The organism is Pseudomonas paraglycinae, assembly GCF_021601625.1.
Taxonomy (GTDB): Bacteria; Pseudomonadota; Gammaproteobacteria; order Pseudomonadales; family Pseudomonadaceae; genus Aquipseudomonas; species Aquipseudomonas paraglycinae.
The window spans coordinates 151,188-171,127 of sequence record NZ_BQHR01000008.1 but is presented as its reverse complement, the minus strand read 5'-3'; the positions used below and the strand labels follow the sequence as shown (position 1 = coordinate 171,127).

Below are 19,940 nucleotides of genomic sequence, written 5' to 3'. Positions count from 1 at the left end.
TGGTAGCAATGAGTGGCAACTTCCTCGCTCTGGCACAGCCGGGCGTGCAACAACTTTCGCCCTACGTACCGGGCAAGCCCGTGGACGAACTGGCGCGCGAGCTGGATCTGGATCCGGCAAGCATCGTCAAGCTGGCGAGCAACGAAAACCCGTTGGGCGCCAGCCCGAAAGCGCTGGCCGCGATCCGCGAAGCGCTGGACGAGCTGACCCGTTATCCGGACGGCAACGGTTTTGCCCTGAAATCCCTGCTGGCCGAGCAATGCCGTGTCGAGCTGAACCAGGTGACCCTGGGCAACGGCTCCAACGACATTCTCGAACTGGTGGCGCGCGCCTATCTGGCGCCGGGCCTGAATGCGGTGTTCAGCGAGCACGCGTTCGCGGTCTACCCGATCGCGACCCAGGCGGTCGGCGCTCAGGCGAAGGTCGTTCCGGCCAAGGATTGGGGGCATGACCTGCCGGCCATGCTGGCGGCCATCGACGCCAACACCCGCGTCGTGTTCATTGCTAACCCGAACAACCCGACCGGCACCTGGTTCGGCGCCGAAGCGCTGGACGAGTTCCTGCAGGACGTGCCGGAGCATGTGCTGGTGGTGCTGGACGAGGCCTACATCGAATACGCCGAAGGCAGTGATCTGCCGGACGGTCTGGATTTCCTCGCGGCTTATCCGAACCTGCTGGTCTCGCGTACGTTCTCCAAGGCCTACGGTCTGGCGGCGCTGCGCGTTGGTTACGGCTTGTCCACACCCGTGGTGGCAGACGTGCTGAATCGCGTACGTCAGCCATTCAACGTCAACAGCCTGGCTTTGGCCGCGGCGTGTGCGGCGCTGAAGGACGAGGAGTATCTGGCGCAGAGCCGTCAGCTCAATGAATCCGGCATGCAACAGCTGGAAGCGGGTTTCCGCGAGCTGGGCCTGAGCTGGATTCCGTCCAAGGGCAACTTTATCTGCGTCGACCTTGGTCAGGTGGCGGCTCCGGTGTTCCAGGGCCTGCTGCGCGAAGGCGTGATCGTGCGTCCGGTCGCCAACTACGGCATGCCGAACCATCTGCGGGTGACCATCGGTCTGCCGGCGGAAAACAGCCGCTTCCTCGAAGCGCTGCGCAAGGTTCTGGCTCGTGGGTGATGTCACTGCGCTGCAATCTGCTGCACCTATGATCGGGCGCCTGGTGGTGGTCGGTCTGGGGTTGATCGGTGGTTCGTTTGCCAAAGGTTTGCGTGAAAGCGGCGTGTGCCGCGAAGTGGTCGGGGTCGATCTCGATCCGCAATCGCGCAAGCTGGCGGTCGAGTTGGGCGTGGTGGATCGCTGCGAAGATGATCTGGCAGCGGCTTGCCAGGGCGCGGACGTGATCCAGTTGGCGGTACCGATCCTGGCCATGGAAAAAGTGCTGGCCCGTCTGGCCAGTATGGATCTGGGGCAGGCGATCCTGACGGATGTCGGCAGCGCCAAGGGCAATGTGGTGCGCGCGGCGACCGAAGCGTTCGGCGGCATGCCGGCGCGTTTCGTGCCGGGCCATCCGATTGCCGGTTCCGAGCAGAGCGGGGTGGAAGCCTCCAACTCGGAACTGTTCCGCCGTCATAAAGTCATTCTGACCCCGCTGGAGCAGACCGATCCGGCTGCCCTGGCGGTGGTTGATCGCTTGTGGCGCGAGCTGGGTGCCGACGTTGAGCACATGCAGGTCGAGCGTCACGATGAAGTGCTGGCTGCGACCAGTCATCTGCCGCACCTGCTGGCCTTCGGTCTGGTCGATTCGCTGGCCAAACGCAATGAAAACCTTGAGATCTTCCGTTACGCTGCGGGCGGTTTCCGTGATTTCACAAGAATCGCCGGAAGCGACCCGGTCATGTGGCATGACATCTTTCTCGCCAATCGCGAGGCTGTCCTGCGCACACTCGATACATTTCGCAGCGACCTCGACGCCTTGCGCGACGCGGTCGATGCAGGGGATGGGCACCAATTGTTGGGCGTCTTCACGCGCGCCCGGGTTGCCCGCGAGCATTTCAGTAAAATCCTGGCCCGCAGGGCCTATGTGGACGCTATGAATTCCAACGATCTGATTTTCCTGGCTCAACCTGGTGGCCGCCTGTCCGGTCGGATTCGCGTACCGGGTGACAAATCGATTTCCCACCGTTCGATCATGCTCGGTTCTCTGGCTGAAGGCGTCACCGAAGTCGAAGGCTTCCTCGAGGGCGAAGACGCCCTGGCGACCTTGCAGGCGTTCCGCGACATGGGCGTGGTCATCGAAGGCCCGCATCACGGCCGCGTGACCATCCACGGTGTCGGCCTGCATGGCCTGAAGCCTGCGCCGGGCCCGATCTATCTGGGCAACTCCGGCACTTCGATGCGCCTGCTGTCCGGCCTGCTGGCCGCGCAGGACTTCGACAGCACCCTGACTGGTGATGCTTCGCTGTCCAAGCGTCCGATGAATCGCGTCGCCAACCCGCTCCGGGAAATGGGTGCCGTGATCGAAACCGCTGCCGAGGGTCGTCCACCGATGATCATTCGTGGCGGTCACAAACTCAAAGGCCTGACCTACACCATGCCGATGGCCAGTGCCCAGGTTAAATCCTGCCTGCTGTTGGCGGGTCTGTACGCCGAAGGCAAGACCACCGTCACCGAGCCGGCTCCGACCCGTGACCACACCGAGCGCATGCTGCGCGGCTTCGGCTACCCGGTGAGCGTCAACGGTGCCACGGCATCGGTTGAGTCCGGCGGCAAGCTGACCGCGACCCACATCGAAGTGCCGGGCGATATCTCGTCGTCGGCATTCTTCCTGGTGGCCGCGTCGATCGCCGAAGGTTCGGAGCTGGTGCTCGAACACGTCGGCATCAACCCGACCCGCACCGGTGTGATCGACATTCTGCGCCTGATGGGCGCCGACATCACCCTGGAAAACCAGCGTGAAGTGGGTGGCGAGCCGGTTGCCGACCTGCGCGTGCGAGCGGCTAAACTCAAGGGTATCGAGATTCCGGAAGCGCTGGTTCCACTGGCGATCGACGAATTCCCGGTGCTGTTCGTGGCCGCGGCCTGTGCCGAAGGGCGTACCGTGCTGACCGGCGCCGAAGAGCTGCGGGTCAAGGAGTCGGACCGTATCCAGGTCATGGCGGACGGTCTGCTGGCGCTGGGCGTCAAGTGCGAACCGACCCCGGACGGCATCATCATCGACGGCGGCCAGATCGGCGGCGGCGAAGTGCATGGTCATGGCGATCACCGTATCGCGATGGCTTTCAGCGTGGCCTCGCAGCGCGCCACGGCACCGATCCGCATCCATGACTGCGCCAACGTCGCGACATCGTTCCCGAACTTCCTGGCGCTGTGCGCACAGGTCGGCATTCGTGTGGCGCAAGAGGCTCAGTCGTGAACAATATTGCTCCGGTCATCACCATCGATGGGCCAAGCGGCTCGGGCAAAGGCACCGTAGCCGGGATTCTGGCCAAGCGTCTGGGCTGGAACCTGCTGGATTCCGGTGCGCTGTATCGCCTGCTGGCGTTTGCTGCGCACAACCATGGTGTTGACCTGACCAATGAAGAGCTGCTGAAGAAACTGGCCGCTCATCTGGATGTGCAGTTCATCGCGGCGACCGACGGTCAACTGCAACGCATCATTCTGGAAGGTGACGAAGTCAGCGATGTCATCCGCACTGAAAGCGTCGGTTCCGGCGCTTCTCAGGTGGCTGCATTGCCGGCCGTGCGCGAGGCGCTGCTGCAGCGCCAGCGTGCTTTTCAGGAGTCGCCGGGGCTGGTGGCCGATGGTCGCGACATGGGCACGGTGGTATTTCCGAATGCGCCCTTGAAGATTTTCCTGACCGCCAGTGCCGAGGAGCGGGCGCGCCGTCGATATTTGCAGTTGAAGGGCAAAGTCGAGGGTGTTAGTCTGTCGAGTCTGCTAGATGAGATCCGTGCGCGCGACGAGCGTGATACCCAGCGAGCGGTGGCCCCGCTAAAGCCGGCGGCCGACGCCATACAGCTGGATTCCACGGAGTTGTCCATCGATCAGGTGCTGGAACGCATCATGAGCGAGATCGCCATTCGCGATATCGCCGGGTGACCAGGAAGGCCGCAGGGGACCAGTCATAGTCCTGCGGTGGCTTCCTTTAAATGAAACTGACCCGCATCGTCTGGGATGTGGAGACGGGCGTATTTTTCGCCCTAATCAACAGGAATTAAAATGAGCGAAAGCTTTGCGGAACTCTTTGAAGAAAGCCTAAAGACCCTGAACCTTCAGGCAGGCTCCATCATCACCGGTGTTATCGTTGATATCGATTACCAAGCTCGCTGGGTAACCGTTCACGCTGGCCTGAAGTCCGAAGCACTGATCCCTCTGGAGCAGTTCTACAACGACGCTGGCGAACTGAACATCAACGTCGGTGACGAAGTTCACGTTGCTCTGGACTCGGTTGAAGACGGTTTCGGCGAAACCAAGCTGTCCCGTGAAAAAGCCAAGCGCGCTGAATGCTGGATCGTTCTGGAAGCAGCCTTCGCAGCCGAGGAAGTGGTCAAGGGCGTTATCAACGGTAAGGTTAAAGGCGGCTTCACTGTCGACGTTAACGGCATCCGTGCGTTCCTGCCAGGTTCCCTGGTTGACGTCCGTCCAGTGCGCGACACCACGCACCTGGAAGGCAAAGAGCTGGAATTCAAGGTCATCAAGCTGGACCAGAAGCGCAACAACGTTGTCGTTTCCCGTCGCAGCGTCCTGGAAGCCGAGAACTCCGCCGAGCGTGAAGCTCTGCTGGAATCCCTGCAGGAAGGCCAGCAAGTCAAAGGTATCGTCAAAAACCTCACCGATTACGGCGCATTCGTCGATCTGGGTGGCGTGGACGGCCTGCTGCACATCACCGACATGGCGTGGAAGCGTATCAAGCACCCTTCCGAAATCGTCAATGTTGGCGACGAGATCGACGTCAAGGTTCTGAAGTACGATCGCGAGCGCAATCGTGTTTCCCTGGGCCTGAAGCAACTGGGCGAAGATCCATGGGTTGCTATCAAAGCCCGTTACCCAGAAAGCACTCGCGTTACCGCTCGTGTAACCAACCTGACCGACTACGGCTGCTTCGCTGAGCTGGAAGAAGGCGTTGAAGGTCTGGTACACGTTTCGGAAATGGACTGGACCAACAAGAACATCCACCCTTCGAAAGTCGTACAAGTCGGCGACGAAGTGGAAGTCATGGTTCTGGACATCGACGAAGAGCGTCGTCGTATCTCCCTGGGCATCAAGCAGTGCAAGTCGAACCCATGGGAAGACTTCTCTGGCCAGTTCAACAAGGGCGACAAGATCTCCGGCACCATCAAGTCGATCACCGATTTCGGTATCTTCATTGGTCTGGACGGCGGCATCGACGGTCTGGTTCACCTGTCCGACATCTCTTGGAACGAAGTGGGCGAAGAAGCCGTACGTCGTTTCAAGAAGGGCGACGAGCTGGACACCGTTATCCTGTCGGTTGACCCGGAGCGTGAGCGTATCTCCCTGGGTATCAAGCAACTGGAAAGCGATCCGTTCTCCGAGTACGTCTCGGTTAACGACAAAGGCGCAATCGTTACTGGCACCGTGAAAGAAGTTGACGCCAAAGGCGCCATCATCGTTCTGGCCGACGATATCGAAGCGACTCTGAAAGCCTCCGAAATCAGCCGTGACCGCGTTGAAGACGCGCGCAACGTTCTGAAAGAAGGCCAGCAAGTAGAAGCCAAGATCATCAGCGTTGATCGTAAGAGCCGCGTAATCCAGCTGTCGATCAAATCGAAAGACGATGCTGAAGAAAAAGAAGCTATCCAGAGCCTGAAAACCGCTCCGGAAGGCGAAGCAGCTGACACCACCATGGCGGCACTGCTGCGTCAAGCAATGGCCAAACAGAACTGAGTTCTGTCTGATCATTAAAAAGGGCGACTTCGGTCGCCCTTTTTTGTGCCTTCGATTTGGTAAGCCTCGCTCTCTGGTTATACGGGTGAAACCATTTCCTTTGCCGGGCGGTCTGTTTCTTTAATCGGATCAATCGTCTATTCGCGTCTAGGCTTAGTCTGAAGATCGCAGTAGTCGGGCAGGCGCCTGGCATAAGGATGTGAATGAACAAGTTTATAGTTCTGTTGGGTATGTTGGTGTTGGCAGGCTGTACGACTAGCGCCAAGACTCATGCGGTGCGCGGAGTCAGCGGTATCGAGGTTGACTGCTCCGGCTTGGGTTCGGGCTGGGAGAGGTGTCAGAAGCGCGCAGCCAAGGAATGCAAGGGGGCGGGTTACAAGGTGATCACGCGATCTGATGATGCGCGGGATGAGGATGAGTTTCCCTTTGGTTTCAATCCTGCCGGCTATGTCACTCGAACCATGCTGGTGATTTGTCGGTGAGTGAGCGTTGGCGTGCATGCGATCCGATGCCCTGAAAATGGGCGTTTCGGCGAGCGGAAAGATATGTCAAGCCCTGGGCTGTTCAAAATCTTCCGGGCGTGCTAAAACCTTTCAAGCGCTGATCTAGCTGCTTGAAAAAGAAGGGAAAAATATGACGAAGTCGGAGTTGATCGAACGAATTGTCACCCATCAGGGGCTGCTCTCATCCAAGGATGTTGAGCTGGCCATCAAGACCATGCTTGAGCAAATGTCCCAGTGCCTTGCCACAGGTGATCGTATCGAGATCCGTGGCTTTGGCAGCTTCTCCTTGCACTATCGTGCGCCGCGAGTCGGCCGCAACCCGAAGACAGGGCAGTCTGTCAGTCTTGACGGAAAGTTCGTTCCCCATTTCAAGCCAGGCAAAGAGCTTCGGGATCGAGTGAATGAGGAAGAGGATGAATAGTAGATATGACCAGGGAAGCAGTTTATGACTAATCTCAAACGAATCCTCTTGGGAGGATTTCTACTGCTGCTGGTTCTGGTAATCCTGGCATTTGTACTTGAAAATCAGCAAACAGTATCCCTGCTGTTTCTCGGTTGGGAAGCACCTCATTTACCCGCTTCTGTCGTAATGTTGGCGGCACTCTTGGTCGGTATGATCATCGGCCCTCTGTTACGTCTGTTATTGGGTCGTGCTCTACGCGCTCGGCGCAAACCTTCGATTTAGATTTTTTAAGTTTCCTGAGCAGAATAAAGAGGGGAAGCCATGGCTTCCCCTCAATTGTTTCTGCAACAAAATACTAAATCACCACTGGCTTATTCCTTGCCTCCAGCATTGAACTTCACTGCCAGCGCTGCTAATGGCACATAAGCAATCAGAACCCCCAGCAGACCGTCCAGGTAACCGTTAGCCACCAATAGCGCAATCGGCAACAGCCAGCAAAGATTGATCGCGGCAACGCCCAGCGTGACGGGCAGGTGCTTTTTGTATTTTCGAGAAGCGAATTGATAAGCATGGCTACGGTGAGCTTCGTAGACTTTTTCTCCCCGTAGCAGCCGGCGGAACAAAGTCCAGGTTGCATCGACGATAAACACGCCCAGCAGAATCAGCCAGCTCCACAGCAATTGTGGTGCGGCCCAGGCAGCCTGCAGGGAGAGGACGCCCAGAGTGATCCCGAGGAAGCCGCTACCAGCATCCCCCATGAAGATGCGAGCTGTCGGGAAGTTCCAATACAAAAAACCGGACACTGCGAAGGCAAGCAGAAGCGGGAGGAGGGCCAATACACCATTGCCCGTCAGCCAATAAAGCAACGTTGCACCCAGGCAAACAAAAATCGCCTCGACGCTGGCAATGCCATCAATACCATCCATGAAGTTATACAGGTTCAGCAGCCAGACCAGATAAAACGCGGCCAATACATTGCCAACCCAACCCAGGTCAAATACGAATCCGAAGATCGTCAGAGGTGGTAAGCCGCCTATCCAGTAAAGTGCCCAAATGGCTGCAATGAAATGACCCAGCAAACGCCAGCGGGCGACGATATGGCCGTGATCATCCAGAAAGCCCAGTACTGCGATGCCGACACCTGCCCCCATCAATGCCCACATCGTCGGCAAAGTGATGGCACCCATGCTTGTCGCCAATATCAGTGCGACCAGAAAGCTCACAACGATCGCAACGCCGCCACCTCTTGGGGTGGGGACGGCGTGGGAGCTTCGGGCGTTGGGCACGTCTATAAGGCTTTTAGCCAGCGCATATTGCCGTAGGGCTCCGGTCAGAAACAGTGCAACGACGGCGCAAGCCGGTAATAACCACCACATATTCATTTGATTCGCAGGTCCAGAAAGTGTTTAGCCGTTTTACGCAGCGCCTCATCGACAGAGACGGGCGGGGTCCAGTTCAAAAGGGTACGTGTTTTTTCAATATCTACCTGAAGTGAACCGCACAGTCGTTGTGCCAGGGCTTGCTTGCCCAGCATCGATGCCCCGGTTTCAAGTACCCAGCCGGGGATTGGCAGCATTCGGACAGGTTTGCCCAACGCAGCGCCCATGCGCCGAAGAAGCATGGTAGTCGATAGGTCTTCGCCATCGCTGACCATGAAAGTCTGGTTCGCAGCAGCAGGATGGACTACGCAAGTCGCAATCAGGTCAGTGAGATTGTCCAGTGCGACGAGGCTGCGGCGGTTGTGAAGTGCGCCGAATGGCAGCGGCACGCCTTTGTGGAGCCAGCGCATCATGCTGAGAAAGTTGGCCTGTACACCTGGCCCATAAACCAGTACGGGACGGATGATGACTACTTCCATCCCGGTTTCTGTGGAAAGCGCACGTAGTCCCTGTTCGGCCTCAAGTTTTGAAATCCCATAGGGATCAAGAGGCACAGGTTGGCTTTCAGCGCTGTAAGGGTTGCCTGGGGTTGTGCTCTCGCCGTTGACTTTCACTGAGCTGATGAAGATGAATCTTCGGATGCCTGCTTCAGCCGATTGCCGGGCGAGATTCAACGTGCCCTCGACATTGGTCTTGCGGTATTCGGCAAGAGGGTCGGATGACTCGTCGCTCATGACATGCACGCGGGCAGCCGAATGGATGACGACATCATGTCCGCTCAGCACCGACATCCAGTTCTGCTCGCTGGACAGATCGCTGATCAGCGCCTGAGTTGCACGGGAGTCGAGCTCATTCGAGTTTTTGCGAACAGCAGCGGTAACCTCATGACCCTGCTCCAGCAGCAGAGGTGTCAGGCCGCGTCCCACAAAGCCCGTTGCGCCTGTAAGTAGAATTCGCATGATCAGGAAACTTCCGATGTGGAGATTACATCTACAGCCATGTCGCGCATGATATTCGCTCTGGAGAACCGATCGATAAAGGCCGCGCGTGGGGTCGTGGAGATCGTCAGTCTTTCGAAGGATTCGACCGCCGCATCGACATCACAAGGTGCAAATACCGATGCATTTTCGATGTGCTCGGTCACAAACTCTGCCGCGTAGCCTGCAATGCCCGCCCAGATCGGTTTTCCCAGGGCAGCATATTCGAACAGCTTGGACGGCAATACTTTACGAAATGCATCGTAGTCATTCAGGTGCAGAAACAATATGTCCGCTGATTGGTAGACGCCGATCAGTTCGTCGCGTTTGACCGGGCTCAGCAGGTCGACATTGTTGCACTTGGACGCATTGATGGCGTCTTTCAATGCAGCCAGTCGGCCGCCATCACCGATTACCTTGAATCGCACCTTTCCTTCAAGGCGTTTTGCCAGTTGAGGGATGATGTTGTGAAGGCCCTGACCTTCCCCGAAGTTTCCTGCGTACACCACATCCAGAATGCGGTCCTGGTTGTCTTCGGTGTTCACAATCGGCAGGTTGAGGAATTCGTCATCGATACCGTTGGTAAACAGCGAATACTTCTGGTCCGGGTATCTGGATTTGAAGTAAGGAAGAAAGCCTGCTGAGACCAGGTTGACTTTGCGCGCCGACTTTATCGTGAAGCGTTCGAGCAACGAGAGGATCGGTTTGATGAACCGCACCATCTTCCCGGATAGAACGTCCTTGATGGTGTCCACGAAAATGTCACGGATGTCGAGGTACAGTGGTGTTTTCTTGCTGCGGGCAATGACGGCTCCAAGTGTTGCGGTCATCAGGCGTGAAGACGTTGCATAAACAAGGTCGTAGTGCTTGCCGCGAGCGAAGTTGCGCACATGTCTGGCGTAGACCAGAAACGCTTTTGCCTGATCGACCATCCCGCTTTTGTGAGCGGGCAGGGCGATACGGCGTATGGTCAGGCGCGGATGTTCTTCAAGCTCGGGCGCTTCGCTGCTGAATGAGCTGTAGCGATTGGGCAGTGTCGTGATCAGTTCGATATGGGCATCAGCCGGCAATTTATCCAGCAATGCCTTTACCAGTGCCGTGGTGCGGAATGAGCCGGCGGACAGATCCGGCTGATAATAAAAACTCAGGACTAAAAGTTTCAAATAAGCCTCACCACGTTACGCGGGTAATAAGTGTGTCTGATGATAGTTCGACAACGATGCATTGGTTCGCCACGGACTTGCCGAACTCCGGGTGCCAGGTTGTGTTCGCAATGCTGATGCATGCCGCGCCCGAGATGGAGACAGAGACTGTCTCTCCAGAAGCCAGGGTGATTGTCAGGCCGTTGTCATTCTGAGTCACTGACGCCTCGGGGTGGAGGTGGAATCTTGCGATCGACTTGTCAAAGGCGCCCGTTACCGAATCGTTGATCTGTAGCGTGTTCCTGGTGGCGTTCCACTCCCGCGTGTGAAGGTTCTTGCCCTTCAGGCGCTGGTAGCCGTCATGTGAGCAAACGATGCGAACGGATTCACCGGTGCTCTCGAAGGTGCTCAGGCTGACGCGGGCGCGGCGGGCGACCCTGAAGCCGGCCCAGACCTCCGAGGAATTTTCGCCATCGATCTCTACGGTGTTATGAGCGGCGGTACTGCGTTGACGATGACGCTCGCTGTCCTCGCCGTATTGCGATGTGCCGGAGTTAACGAATACTCGCTGCCCGAATACGCTCAACTCGAAGCTCAACGTATCTGCGTGAGTATGGCCGGGCTGATAAACGGGAGCGACTTGTGCAAAGTTCAAGAGTGCTTTGCTGCCCTCACCGAACGCTATGTGCGCAAACCCGCTTTCGGCATGGCAAATGGCACCGATCGAAGAAGTGTCCGCTGCGTCTGCCGGTGGCTGGCAACCCAGCAAGGCGGCATAACCTTCGATGTCGCGCAGGGCAGGAGCAATGCCGAAGGCGCAATCATTGAAGAAGGGGATTTCGCCATCAGGATGCTGCATGCTGCGCAGCCAGATGATTCCTTGCTCGATCACTCGGCGCCACTCGGGTGCACGGCTTTTCAGTGCGTCGATTTTGGCATTGAGTGCCAGATTGAGCAGGTCGCACATGTCCCAAAGCAACGAGGCGTGGTACATGGGCGACAGTTCGAAATGCGCCCCATCTGTCAGGAATTGCTCCTTCACCTCTCTGTCCAGAATCTTCAGTCCGGTTTTCAGCCAGTTCCCGGCCTCCCCGGTCTGCAGAAAGCTGCCCGCGAAAACCAGCGCCTTGCCATTCACGAACAAGTGATTTGCGAGGATGTGATATTCAATCCGTTGTGACAGTGCGTGTGTCTGCACTGCCAGGCTTTCCAGCCAGCGCTGATCCAGATGCGGCTGCATTTGCAACCACTTGACCAGGTTAACGATCCTGAGGGACAGCGTATAAGGTTCCCAGCCACAGCCGGCGAACGGCGGGTTGGCCGTGATCCAGCTGTTGACCAGATCCGTTTCCGAGAGGGATGAATCATGTTCCTGGCGGGCGGTCAGGTGATCCAGATAATGCAGATTGTATTGCCAGATCTTTGGCAGCGCCTCGTTGTGCCATTCGATGGCCGCCTTGCTGCCCATGAAGTCGAACTGCCCGTCTTCGGTTATGCGCGATGAATTCCAGCGAGGTGGATTGGCCAGATCAAAGGACGGGTTCTTGCTCGCCGGTGTTGCGGCATACGGTTTGATCTTGGCAAAACGATAGTAGATTCGATAGAGAATCTGCTCCGGTCGCAGCACTTTGGCAGTGTGGTAGAGCTTTGTGAGCCGGGCTATCCGTGCGTTGCGCATATGAGTCACTGATTCAAATGGTTGATTCGTTGTAATGTATTTTCGAGCTACTCAAGCGAAGTTGAATTTGAGCCAGCGTTCAAAATACAGAAGTTGCCAGAGTTTGTAGGTGTTATTGGCGGCACCGGAAAAGTGACTCTTTATCAGCCGCTCAACTTCCTCGCGATTGAGGAATTGATAGATTCGCTGGAATTCAGATGCCAGGCGTTCCGCACCCAGGCGCAGAATGATCCCGTCCAGAGGAGGGTTGAACCCGGTTTTCGGACGGTTGACCAGCGTGGAGGGGAGCAGGCTTTTCAAGAGCGTCTTGAGCGGTGCTTTAGGCGCGCCGTCTTTCAACAGATCGGCACTGGAGGTTGCGAACCCGTTGGCAACGACGCGCTCATCCAGCAACGGCACTCTGAGTTCGATGCTTGCCAGCATGCTTGCCTTGTCGGAAACGCCCAGGTTGTGACTCAGGAACCCGGTCATGTCGAAATGCTGTGCGCATTTCACTTTATCGTCCACATCGCCTTTGTACTGGGTCAGCACATTGTCCAGGCGCTGTTTGTACGTGTTTTCCAGTGTCGAGTAGTTGGAGAAGAAATTGCTGAGTTCCTGTTTTGAGAAATAGCCGAGCATCCGCGAATACGCCAGCGGCCAATAACTTTCCTGGGCGTACGAGACGAGTCGCTCGAACTTCTTGTCGAGTTTTTTCGGGAAAAGATTGAGCTTCAGCAACGATTTGAGCAGCGGGTAGACCGCGCGGATCAGATTGTGGTGTTTGAGGACCTTGTATCGGGGGTATCCGGCAAACGCTTCGTCGCCACCCATTCCGCTGAGCATTACGGTATATCCGCTCTTCCTGGCCTCGTCGGACAGTCGATAGGTGGCCCAGAACGTATAATCCGACACTAGCTCTTCAGTATTTTTGGCGACGAAGTCGATGGATTCAAACGGATTGTCGTTCGCGTCGAGAATTTCGGTAACTTTAAGTTCTTTGCCCAAGTGCTTGGCGATCTCGGCAGAAAACTTCATGTCCACCGCGGAGTCTTCGGTTTCTTCGTATTTCGCGAAAAACAGGTCCGCAGCTCCTGTGTAGTTCGCAAGAATGCTGGAGTCGGCGCCGCCGCTGAAGAACACCCCTACCGGAACATCAGCTTCCAATTGACGGGTGACCGCAGACTCGATGGTGTCGGCAATGGACCGTTGAGTATTGAAGTTGATGATGTCCTGGTAGCGTACGGTTGTACGGGCACCGGTGGTCAGGTCAAATTCGATATAGGTTCCCGGCTGTACTTTCTTGATTGCCTTGTAACCGGTGTTGGGCTCGTAGATGAACCCATTGTTGAAGAACTCGAACACGTCATCGTTATCGATCTCAGCAACAACCTCTGGATAGCTTTTCAGACCGCGTATTTCCGAGCAGGCATAAAAACCATTGGCGCTTGAATAGTAATAAACCGGCTTGATGCCCACGACATCTCTGACCAGAAAGAACTTCCTGGCATTCTCGTCAAGAATGACCAGCGAAAACATTCCTTGCAGTTGCTTGAATGCCTGTTCCTTGTATTCGACATACAGCTTCAGGATGACTTCGGTATCGGACGTGCCGTTGAAGGTATAACCCTTCTTGACGAGGTCGTCCCTCAACTCGTGATGGTTGAAGACTTCGCCGTTGAAAATGATGCTGATGCCATTCCCGGCATGCATGGGCTGGCTGCCGGCGGCTGTCAGATCCAGAATGCTCAGTCGGTTGTGACCGAGTCCTATCTGGAAGTCCGCAACGGTAGTGAAGTATGTTCCAGAGGCATCCGGTCCACGATGTTTTGTGACGGCAAGACTCGCTTCCAACTGGAGGTTGGTGTCGGACGCGGACTGCTTAACACAAAAGAAACTTAAACCGCACATTATGCCTTGAGCTCCATATTTTCTTGATTGGCGGTGTTTTGCACAGGCGACGACGGTGAGGGTGAAGCCTCGCCTGTATCAACACTCTTCCTGTCGTTTTGAACTTTCGGCGCTCGCGAGAGCGCTTGGGTGAGAATCAGGCCCCAGGCTGTAGCGAGCAGCAAGTTGAAGGTGATCAGGCGGAAAACGGCGAAAAACAAGCCGTAGATGGCCATGGTCAATACCACGGATCGCAGTATCGTCCAGTGGGCTGGCTCGACTCTGAGCGAGGTCACTCGAAGGACAATCGGGCCCAGCAGGACCAGCGCATAAGTAATGATTCCCAGCAGGCCACCGACCATCAAGGTATAGAGCGGCCAGTTGTGAATATAAGCGACCCATTGGGTAAACGATTCCCCGCTGGATGTTTCCCAGCGCATTTCGTGTTTGATGCCCAGTCCGTTACCCGCTACCGGGTGCGACTTAAACATGTCCCATGCAATGCCATACTCTACAACGCGCGAAGAGACGTTGAAGTCGGCATTTTCCTTTGTTGGAACGATGGGTTGCAACATGCCATCGTCGCCGGCTTTTGATTCTTCACTTGGCTTCCAGTTAACGATTGTCTCTATGCCAGACTCGATCAGCAGGCTCATCCTGCCGAGCCAGATCTGCTGCATGCCTGTAGCGAAAATGAACAGCAGCGCGCAGATGCCCAGAGCGGTGGCGCTCACCATCAATTTTTTTCGCAGTTGGGCGTGAAACACAAAAACGAAGGCGGAAAAAAGCATCATCACCAGCAGTGCGCTCAACAGCATGCTGCGGGTGAAAGTGATCAGTACGGCGGTCATGCAAAGCAGAGACATCAAGGCACCGACAGCGGTGATCTGCTTTTGCCGCGACAGGATGCAAGTGACAAATCCGGCCGCCATTCCCACGGGCAGCAGACTGTCGGTCGCTTGCGCCAGAACCATGGTTATACGGTCGCGCATGGGGCCGATAGCATTGGCATTGTGCAAGGCGGCTTCTTTTGTAAGTTTGATGGCCTGAGCGTCTGCAGGGTCGATCCAGTAGGGTCTCCAGATGCCTTGGTAGAAGTAGTAAAAAACGATATATCCGGCGGTCAGAAAGACCAGCGTCGCTACTGAGCCGCCTACCCAGTGAATACGCGTTTGATCCTGACTGACCAATATGCAGACAGGGATCAATGCGTAGATGAACAGGAAGGGAATGACGCCCCTCACCCAGTCGGCGAGGGGAACGTGATTGTGCATGGCAACTGCCAGGTTGGTGCCCAATATAAGGAGACCGACCAGCAGGGGAGCTGCGAATACCTTCAGTGCATCTTTTAACGTGTACGTGCGCAGGAGCTGCAGCAGGCTGCCTGCAAAAACGGTGGCCAGCAATGCTGCAAATGATAGCTCCTGCAGGCCCAGTGAGGGTGGCGCCGGACGCATGGCAAATGCCATTGGAAAGAGCGCCAGCAAACCGTGCCAAGGCGATTTCAGTGCCATGAGAATAAGGAGAAGAACGCCGGCGGTACCGATGTAGAACGCAGCGCCAGGATCTTGTGAAAGAAGAATGGCAGTGCCCGCGCCGGCAGCAATCGCGCAACTGTTTTTATTAAAATATGATTCTTTCATCATTATTCTCCGGCCATCTTCCGCGGACGAATTGCTTTGAAATCAGCAGATGTCTGGCCAACAATTCGAGCGGGAATTCCAACAACCACGGAGTTGTCTGGTACGTCCTTCAGTACGACGGCGGACGCGCCAATCTGGCAGTTGTTCCCGATCTTGATGTCGCCGATTATTCTTGCGCCTGCACTGATATAGCAGTTGTCGCCAATCACGGGGCACTTGTTTATTTCGCTGGATGCAAAGCCTTCCGCCGCACCGATCGTGATGCCCTGGCCCAGCACGCAGCCGCTACCGATCCTGGCGTTTGCGTGAAGCACAACGCCGATGGCGCCATAAGCGAAGATCGAGCCTTTGCCAATGCTTGCCGAAACGGGGACATACGAATTGAAGATCAGGAAAATGAAATTTCGAATGAGCATCGGAATAACCGGGATCTTTCGTTGATAGAACCAGTGTCCAATACGATAAAGCGTGACTGCGTTCATTCTCAAAACCTCAATTTACGGAAATCTGCCAGGCGCAGACGGAGAGTCCAGGTTGCGATGATCAACAGGGAGCACATATAGAAAATGCCCCAGATCAGGCTGACGTTGGCCATGACTATAGAAAGGGGGGAAAGTATTGCCACCCAGAAAATCACCGGAAGCTGGATGCCGGGGCGACAGAACAGGTGCAGTGTCAGCAGGTAAGCGGAGAACCCCAGTGCATAGAATACTTTTGCGGCCTCAAGTCCCTGCACGAAAAAGACCATGCAGACCACAGCGATACAACCCAGTGATACGTTTATCGCGATGACCCTGCGGTGAAATCCCGAGGCAATGAGATATCGCTCCGTCACCACCGCCCAGTAGAGAACCGGCAAGCAGGGGAGCAGGGCCAGATAGCCCGAATATTTGGGAAAGAGCCACGATACGAAATAACCGAACAACCCCACGAGCGCGAAGTACATCACGGCGATCGACATGATGATCCGGTATTGCTCCTGGCGCTGCCCTCCGGATATGAACGAAACAAATACTGCCCTGACGTTGATGGGGAAAAGACTGGTTGCGGATTGAATGATCGACACAATCACGCGAAACAGTCCCAGCTCACGAACCGGCAGGATCTTCGAGAGTATGTAAGGTAGTATGTTGGTGAACAGGTTGAAGAACAGCGTGATGGAGATCATGCGCGGCAGAAGGGTAATGACCTGCCAGAGCGTTGAGCCCAGCTGCTTGCCAAGCGGTAGTTTTGCTCCGTGAGTAAACAGCGCAACCAGTGCCAGCAGACAAGGGATCAGGTTGGTCAGGCACAGGATGTCCACGATGCTCAGCGGCCAGATGTTCTGATGGCTGACAAACAGGGCGGCGAAGAAAACCCCCAGAAACAGAATCAGATACCCGACGATCCAGCGGTAGAGTCGCAGTCCGAAAAGTGACAGCAGGCAGGCTGAACTAAGCAGCATGACGCTGAGCAGCAAGGGATTGCCCAGATCCGTCAACTGACTTAGTCCGCTGAAGAGCAGGAAGATCAGGCTTGCCATAAATAAGGAAGTGACAAGGATGTGTTCAGGTTCAACGCTTGCAAGAAGTTGTTCGTTGATGATGTCCAGCAGTTTCTGAAATAAAAAAACCAGCACGTTGGCTTTGATGAACTCGCCATAGGCTTCAAGTCCATATAAACCAGGAATAACAAAGTTTACTACCAGGCCACTAATCAGTGTCAGCGCCTGAATCAGCAGATTGACCATGTCTCAACCTTCTTCAATCTCATCATGACTAATTCGAGCACATGATCATCGGAGTTTTCATCGAAGCAACGAAGTGCGCAGGACCCGGTGACTCATGGAGACACCTGGTCCTGCGCTCAGTTTCGATAAGTGGTCAGTTCCAGATACCGCGCGTATCGACTCGCTCTGCACGCGCCAGGCTGCTTTGCGGGATCGACTTGAATTGCTTGTGGTCGACAAGCAGAACAATCACATCTGCTTGAGCCAGTGCGCTGTCGATATCGCAGAGAGTGACTTTGCCTTCCATGTTGGCAGGCAATTGATCGATATTGGGTTCGACGGCCAGTACCTTGCCCGGATGAGCATCGGCAATTTTCAAAGTGATTGCCTTGGACGGGCTTTCACGCAGGTCGTCGATATCCGGTTTGAAGGCCAATCCGAAGCAGGCGACTGTAACGTCCTTGGCCGTCTTGTCCGGGTTTGCCTGCAGGTGCTTGCCGATGGCTTGCTGGACCTGGTCGATCACCCATTGCGGCTTGCTGTCGTTCACTTCACGAGCTGTGCGGATCAGGCGCGCCTGCTCCGGAGTCTTGCTGACAATGAACCATGGGTCCACGGCGATGCAGTGGCCACCGACACCCGGGCCGGGTTGCAGAATGTTCACTCGTGGGTGGTGATTGGCCAGACGGATCAATTCCCAGACGCTGATACCCAGCTTGTCGCATATGATCGAAAGCTCGTTCGCAAATGCAATATTCACGTCACGGAAGCTGTTTTCGGTCAGTTTGCACATTTCGGCGGTGCGGGCGTCCGTGATGATGCACTCGCCTTCAACGAAAGTTTTGTACAGTTGCACGGCAGCTGCGGAGCATTTCGATGTCATGCCGCCAATGATGCGATCGTTCTCGATCAGTTCACGCAGTACGTGACCCGGCAGAACGCGCTCGGGGCAGTGTGCGATACGAATGTCGGACTCTTCGCCATGGGTTTGCGGGAAGGTCAGGTCCGGGCGGGCCTCTGCCAGCCACGCGGACATCTGTTCGGTCGCACCCACTGGAGAAGTGGACTCGAGAATGACCAGATCGCCTTTCTTCAGAACCGGAGCGATGGATTTGCTGGCGGATTCGATGTAGGCAAGATCGGGCTCATAGTCGCCTTTGAAAGGCGTAGGAACGGCGATCATGAACGCATCTGCCGGTTCGGCGACGGTGGTGGCCCGCAGGAAACCTTCGGTCACGGCTGCGTGGACGACGATATCCAGGTCTGGTTCGACGATATGGATTTCACCGCGATTGATCGTTTCGACAGCGCGGGGGTTTACATCGACGCCAATCACCTTTTTCTTGCGGGCGGCGAAAACGGCTGCCGTTGGCAGTCCAATGTAGCCGAGACCGACCACAGAAACAGTTTCAAAGCTCATACGTTGGCCTTATTGGATTTTGGAAAGAGTTTCGAGAATGCGAGCACAAGCCTTCCCATCACCGTAGGGATTGTGAGCGTAGCTCATCTGCTCGTAGGCATCAGAGTCAGTCAGCAGGCGGCTCAAGTTGCTTGTAATTGCGTCTACGGCAGTACCGACAAGTTTTACGGTACCTGCCTCAACAGCTTCCGGGCGCTCCGTTGTATCACGCATCACCAGGACCGGCTTGCCGAGCGAGGGGGCTTCCTCTTGAATGCCGCCCGAGTCGCTGAGGATCAGGTAAGAGCGATTCATCAGCCAGACAAACGGCAAGTATTCCAGAGGCTCGATCAGGTGGATGTTTCCGATGCCTGCCAGAAGACGATTCACAGGCTCCCGTACATTCGGATTCAGATGCACAGGGTAGACAATCTCGACGTCCGGAAAGGCTTTCGCGGTAGTGGCCAGTGCCTTGCAGATGTTCTCGAAGCCGTCGCCGAAGCTTTCACGGCGGTGGCCGGTGACGAGGATTACTCGCTTGCCTTCACCGATGAACGAAAACTGCTCGTGGAAAGCCTGTTGCAGAGAGGCTGTGTTGCTGACGCGTGAAACAACGTCCAGCAGGGCGTCGATGACCGTGTTCCCGGTCACGTGAATCGAAGCTTCCGCTACGCCTTCCTTGAGCAGGTTTTGTCTGGAGGTCTCGGTAGGAGCGAAGTGGACCGCTGCCAGTGCGCCGGTAAGTTTGCGGTTAGCCTCTTCCGGCCAAGGCGAATAGAGATTGCCGGTACGCAACCCCGCCTCGACATGAGCAACCGGGATCTGCTGGTAGTAGGCCGCCAGTGTCGTTGCAAACGTGGTTGCCGTATCGCCATGTACCAGAACGATATCCGGCTTGTATTCGGCAAAGACCTTTTTCATGCCTTGCAGGATTGCCGTGGTGACGTCGGTCAGATCCTGGCCCGGCTTCATGATGTTCAGATCAAAGTCGGGCTTGATCTCGAACAGATCCAGTACCTGGTCGAGCATCTGGCGATGCTGACCGGTCACGCACACTTTGGCTTCGAAGCGTTCGTCGGCAGCAAGGCTCAGCGCCAGGGGAGCCATTTTGATCGCTTCAGGGCGCGTGCCGAACACACATAACGTTTTCAAAGTCATCACAACACCGCTATTGAAAATAAATGAAATTTACCGCGTGTACATGCCGTACCACTTGTCCGCAGAGGGACGATTGGATAACTCACTGAGCCGTTCTTCCTTGGTTTAGCCTAATGACGCGTAATTCAACCGGCATGCTGAAGCCCGCAGGTCTTATATAGGTTCATCGGGTTTATTGATGTTCTGTACATGTTGCGCTCAAGGGGTAATGGGCTTTCTGGTCGGGATTGAT

General features: G+C 55.9%; 17 protein-coding genes. 7 read left to right on the top strand and 10 right to left on the bottom strand.

Annotated features, from left to right (window positions below; all coding sequences use genetic code 11):
* The first annotated feature begins 8 nt into the window (after positions 1-8).
* The 7 genes from hisC to L6D82_RS14015 all read left to right on the top strand — a co-directional run bounded on the left by hisC (position 9) and on the right by L6D82_RS14015 (position 7,037).
* Entirely contained in the window at positions 9-1,121 is a 1,113-nt protein-coding gene (gene hisC, locus L6D82_RS14045; RefSeq protein ID WP_007950914.1) for a histidinol-phosphate transaminase, read from the top strand.
* A 28-nt stretch (positions 1,122-1,149) separates the two neighbouring features.
* On the top strand, positions 1,150-3,357 hold the full coding sequence (locus L6D82_RS14040; RefSeq protein WP_236189865.1) for a bifunctional prephenate dehydrogenase/3-phosphoshikimate 1-carboxyvinyltransferase: 2,208 nt from the start codon (positions 1,150-1,152) through the stop codon (positions 3,355-3,357).
* The gene (gene cmk / locus L6D82_RS14035; protein WP_085647507.1) at positions 3,354-4,043 is read left to right on the top strand and encodes a (d)CMP kinase; all 690 of its coding nucleotides are present in this window, start codon (positions 3,354-3,356) and stop codon (positions 4,041-4,043) included. Before L6D82_RS14040 ends, cmk begins: the two co-directional genes overlap by 4 nt.
* A 120-nt stretch (positions 4,044-4,163) precedes the next feature.
* Complete coding sequence (gene rpsA / locus L6D82_RS14030) at positions 4,164-5,849, top strand: 30S ribosomal protein S1 (protein WP_102717097.1); 1,686 nt, start codon at positions 4,164-4,166, stop codon at positions 5,847-5,849.
* A 203-nt stretch (positions 5,850-6,052) separates the two neighbouring features.
* A complete protein-coding gene (locus tag L6D82_RS14025) occupies positions 6,053-6,331 on the top strand; it encodes a hypothetical protein (protein ID WP_085745007.1) in 279 nt (92 codons plus the stop codon).
* A 151-nt stretch (positions 6,332-6,482) separates the two neighbouring features.
* The gene (ihfB, locus tag L6D82_RS14020) at positions 6,483-6,773 is read left to right on the top strand and encodes an integration host factor subunit beta (protein WP_085745006.1); all 291 of its coding nucleotides are present in this window, start codon (positions 6,483-6,485) and stop codon (positions 6,771-6,773) included.
* 24 nt (positions 6,774-6,797) lie between these two features.
* Positions 6,798-7,037: a LapA family protein gene (locus L6D82_RS14015; RefSeq protein WP_085745005.1), complete on the top strand. Its 240-nt coding sequence runs from the start codon at positions 6,798-6,800 to the stop codon at positions 7,035-7,037.
* An 89-nt stretch (positions 7,038-7,126) separates the two neighbouring features.
* Here L6D82_RS14015 and L6D82_RS14010 read toward each other — a convergent pair whose 3' ends face one another.
* The 10 genes from L6D82_RS14010 to wecB form a co-directional block, all read right to left on the bottom strand.
* On the bottom strand, positions 7,127-8,137 hold the full coding sequence (locus L6D82_RS14010; protein WP_102717099.1) for an MraY family glycosyltransferase: 1,011 nt from the start codon (positions 8,135-8,137) through the stop codon (positions 7,127-7,129).
* On the bottom strand, positions 8,134-9,093 hold the full coding sequence (locus L6D82_RS14005) for a UDP-glucose 4-epimerase family protein (RefSeq protein ID WP_085745003.1): 960 nt from the start codon (positions 9,091-9,093) through the stop codon (positions 8,134-8,136). Before L6D82_RS14005 ends, L6D82_RS14010 begins: the two co-directional genes overlap by 4 nt.
* Before the next feature lie 2 nt (positions 9,094-9,095).
* Positions 9,096-10,274 carry a glycosyltransferase family 4 protein gene (locus tag L6D82_RS14000; RefSeq protein ID WP_085745002.1) on the bottom strand — a complete coding sequence of 393 codons (1,179 nt, stop codon included), beginning with the start codon at positions 10,272-10,274 and terminating at the stop codon, positions 9,096-9,098.
* A gap of 7 nt (positions 10,275-10,281) precedes the next feature.
* A complete protein-coding gene (locus L6D82_RS13995; RefSeq protein ID WP_236189702.1) occupies positions 10,282-11,931 on the bottom strand; it encodes a heparinase II/III family protein in 1,650 nt (549 codons plus the stop codon).
* A 51-nt stretch (positions 11,932-11,982) separates the two neighbouring features.
* A complete protein-coding gene (asnB, locus tag L6D82_RS13990) occupies positions 11,983-13,821 on the bottom strand; it encodes an asparagine synthase (glutamine-hydrolyzing) (RefSeq protein ID WP_102717101.1) in 1,839 nt (612 codons plus the stop codon).
* The gene (locus L6D82_RS13985) at positions 13,821-15,443 is read right to left on the bottom strand and encodes an O-antigen ligase family protein (RefSeq protein WP_085744999.1); all 1,623 of its coding nucleotides are present in this window, start codon (positions 15,441-15,443) and stop codon (positions 13,821-13,823) included. Before L6D82_RS13985 ends, asnB begins: the two co-directional genes overlap by 1 nt.
* Positions 15,444-15,445: 2 nt before the next feature.
* On the bottom strand, positions 15,446-15,925 hold the full coding sequence (locus L6D82_RS13980) for a serine O-acetyltransferase (RefSeq protein WP_085744998.1): 480 nt from the start codon (positions 15,923-15,925) through the stop codon (positions 15,446-15,448).
* Positions 15,926-15,927: 2 nt separating this feature from the next.
* The gene (locus L6D82_RS13975; protein ID WP_085744997.1) at positions 15,928-17,172 is read right to left on the bottom strand and encodes a hypothetical protein; all 1,245 of its coding nucleotides are present in this window, start codon (positions 17,170-17,172) and stop codon (positions 15,928-15,930) included.
* A 133-nt stretch (positions 17,173-17,305) separates the two neighbouring features.
* Positions 17,306-18,571 (bottom strand): UDP-N-acetyl-D-mannosamine dehydrogenase, encoded by a 1,266-nt coding sequence (wecC, locus tag L6D82_RS13970; protein WP_085744996.1) that lies wholly within the window; start codon positions 18,569-18,571, stop codon positions 17,306-17,308.
* 9 nt (positions 18,572-18,580) lie between these two features.
* Positions 18,581-19,708 (bottom strand): non-hydrolyzing UDP-N-acetylglucosamine 2-epimerase, encoded by a 1,128-nt coding sequence (gene wecB, locus L6D82_RS13965; RefSeq protein ID WP_102686476.1) that lies wholly within the window; start codon positions 19,706-19,708, stop codon positions 18,581-18,583.
* Between the last annotated feature and the right edge of the window lie 232 nt (positions 19,709-19,940).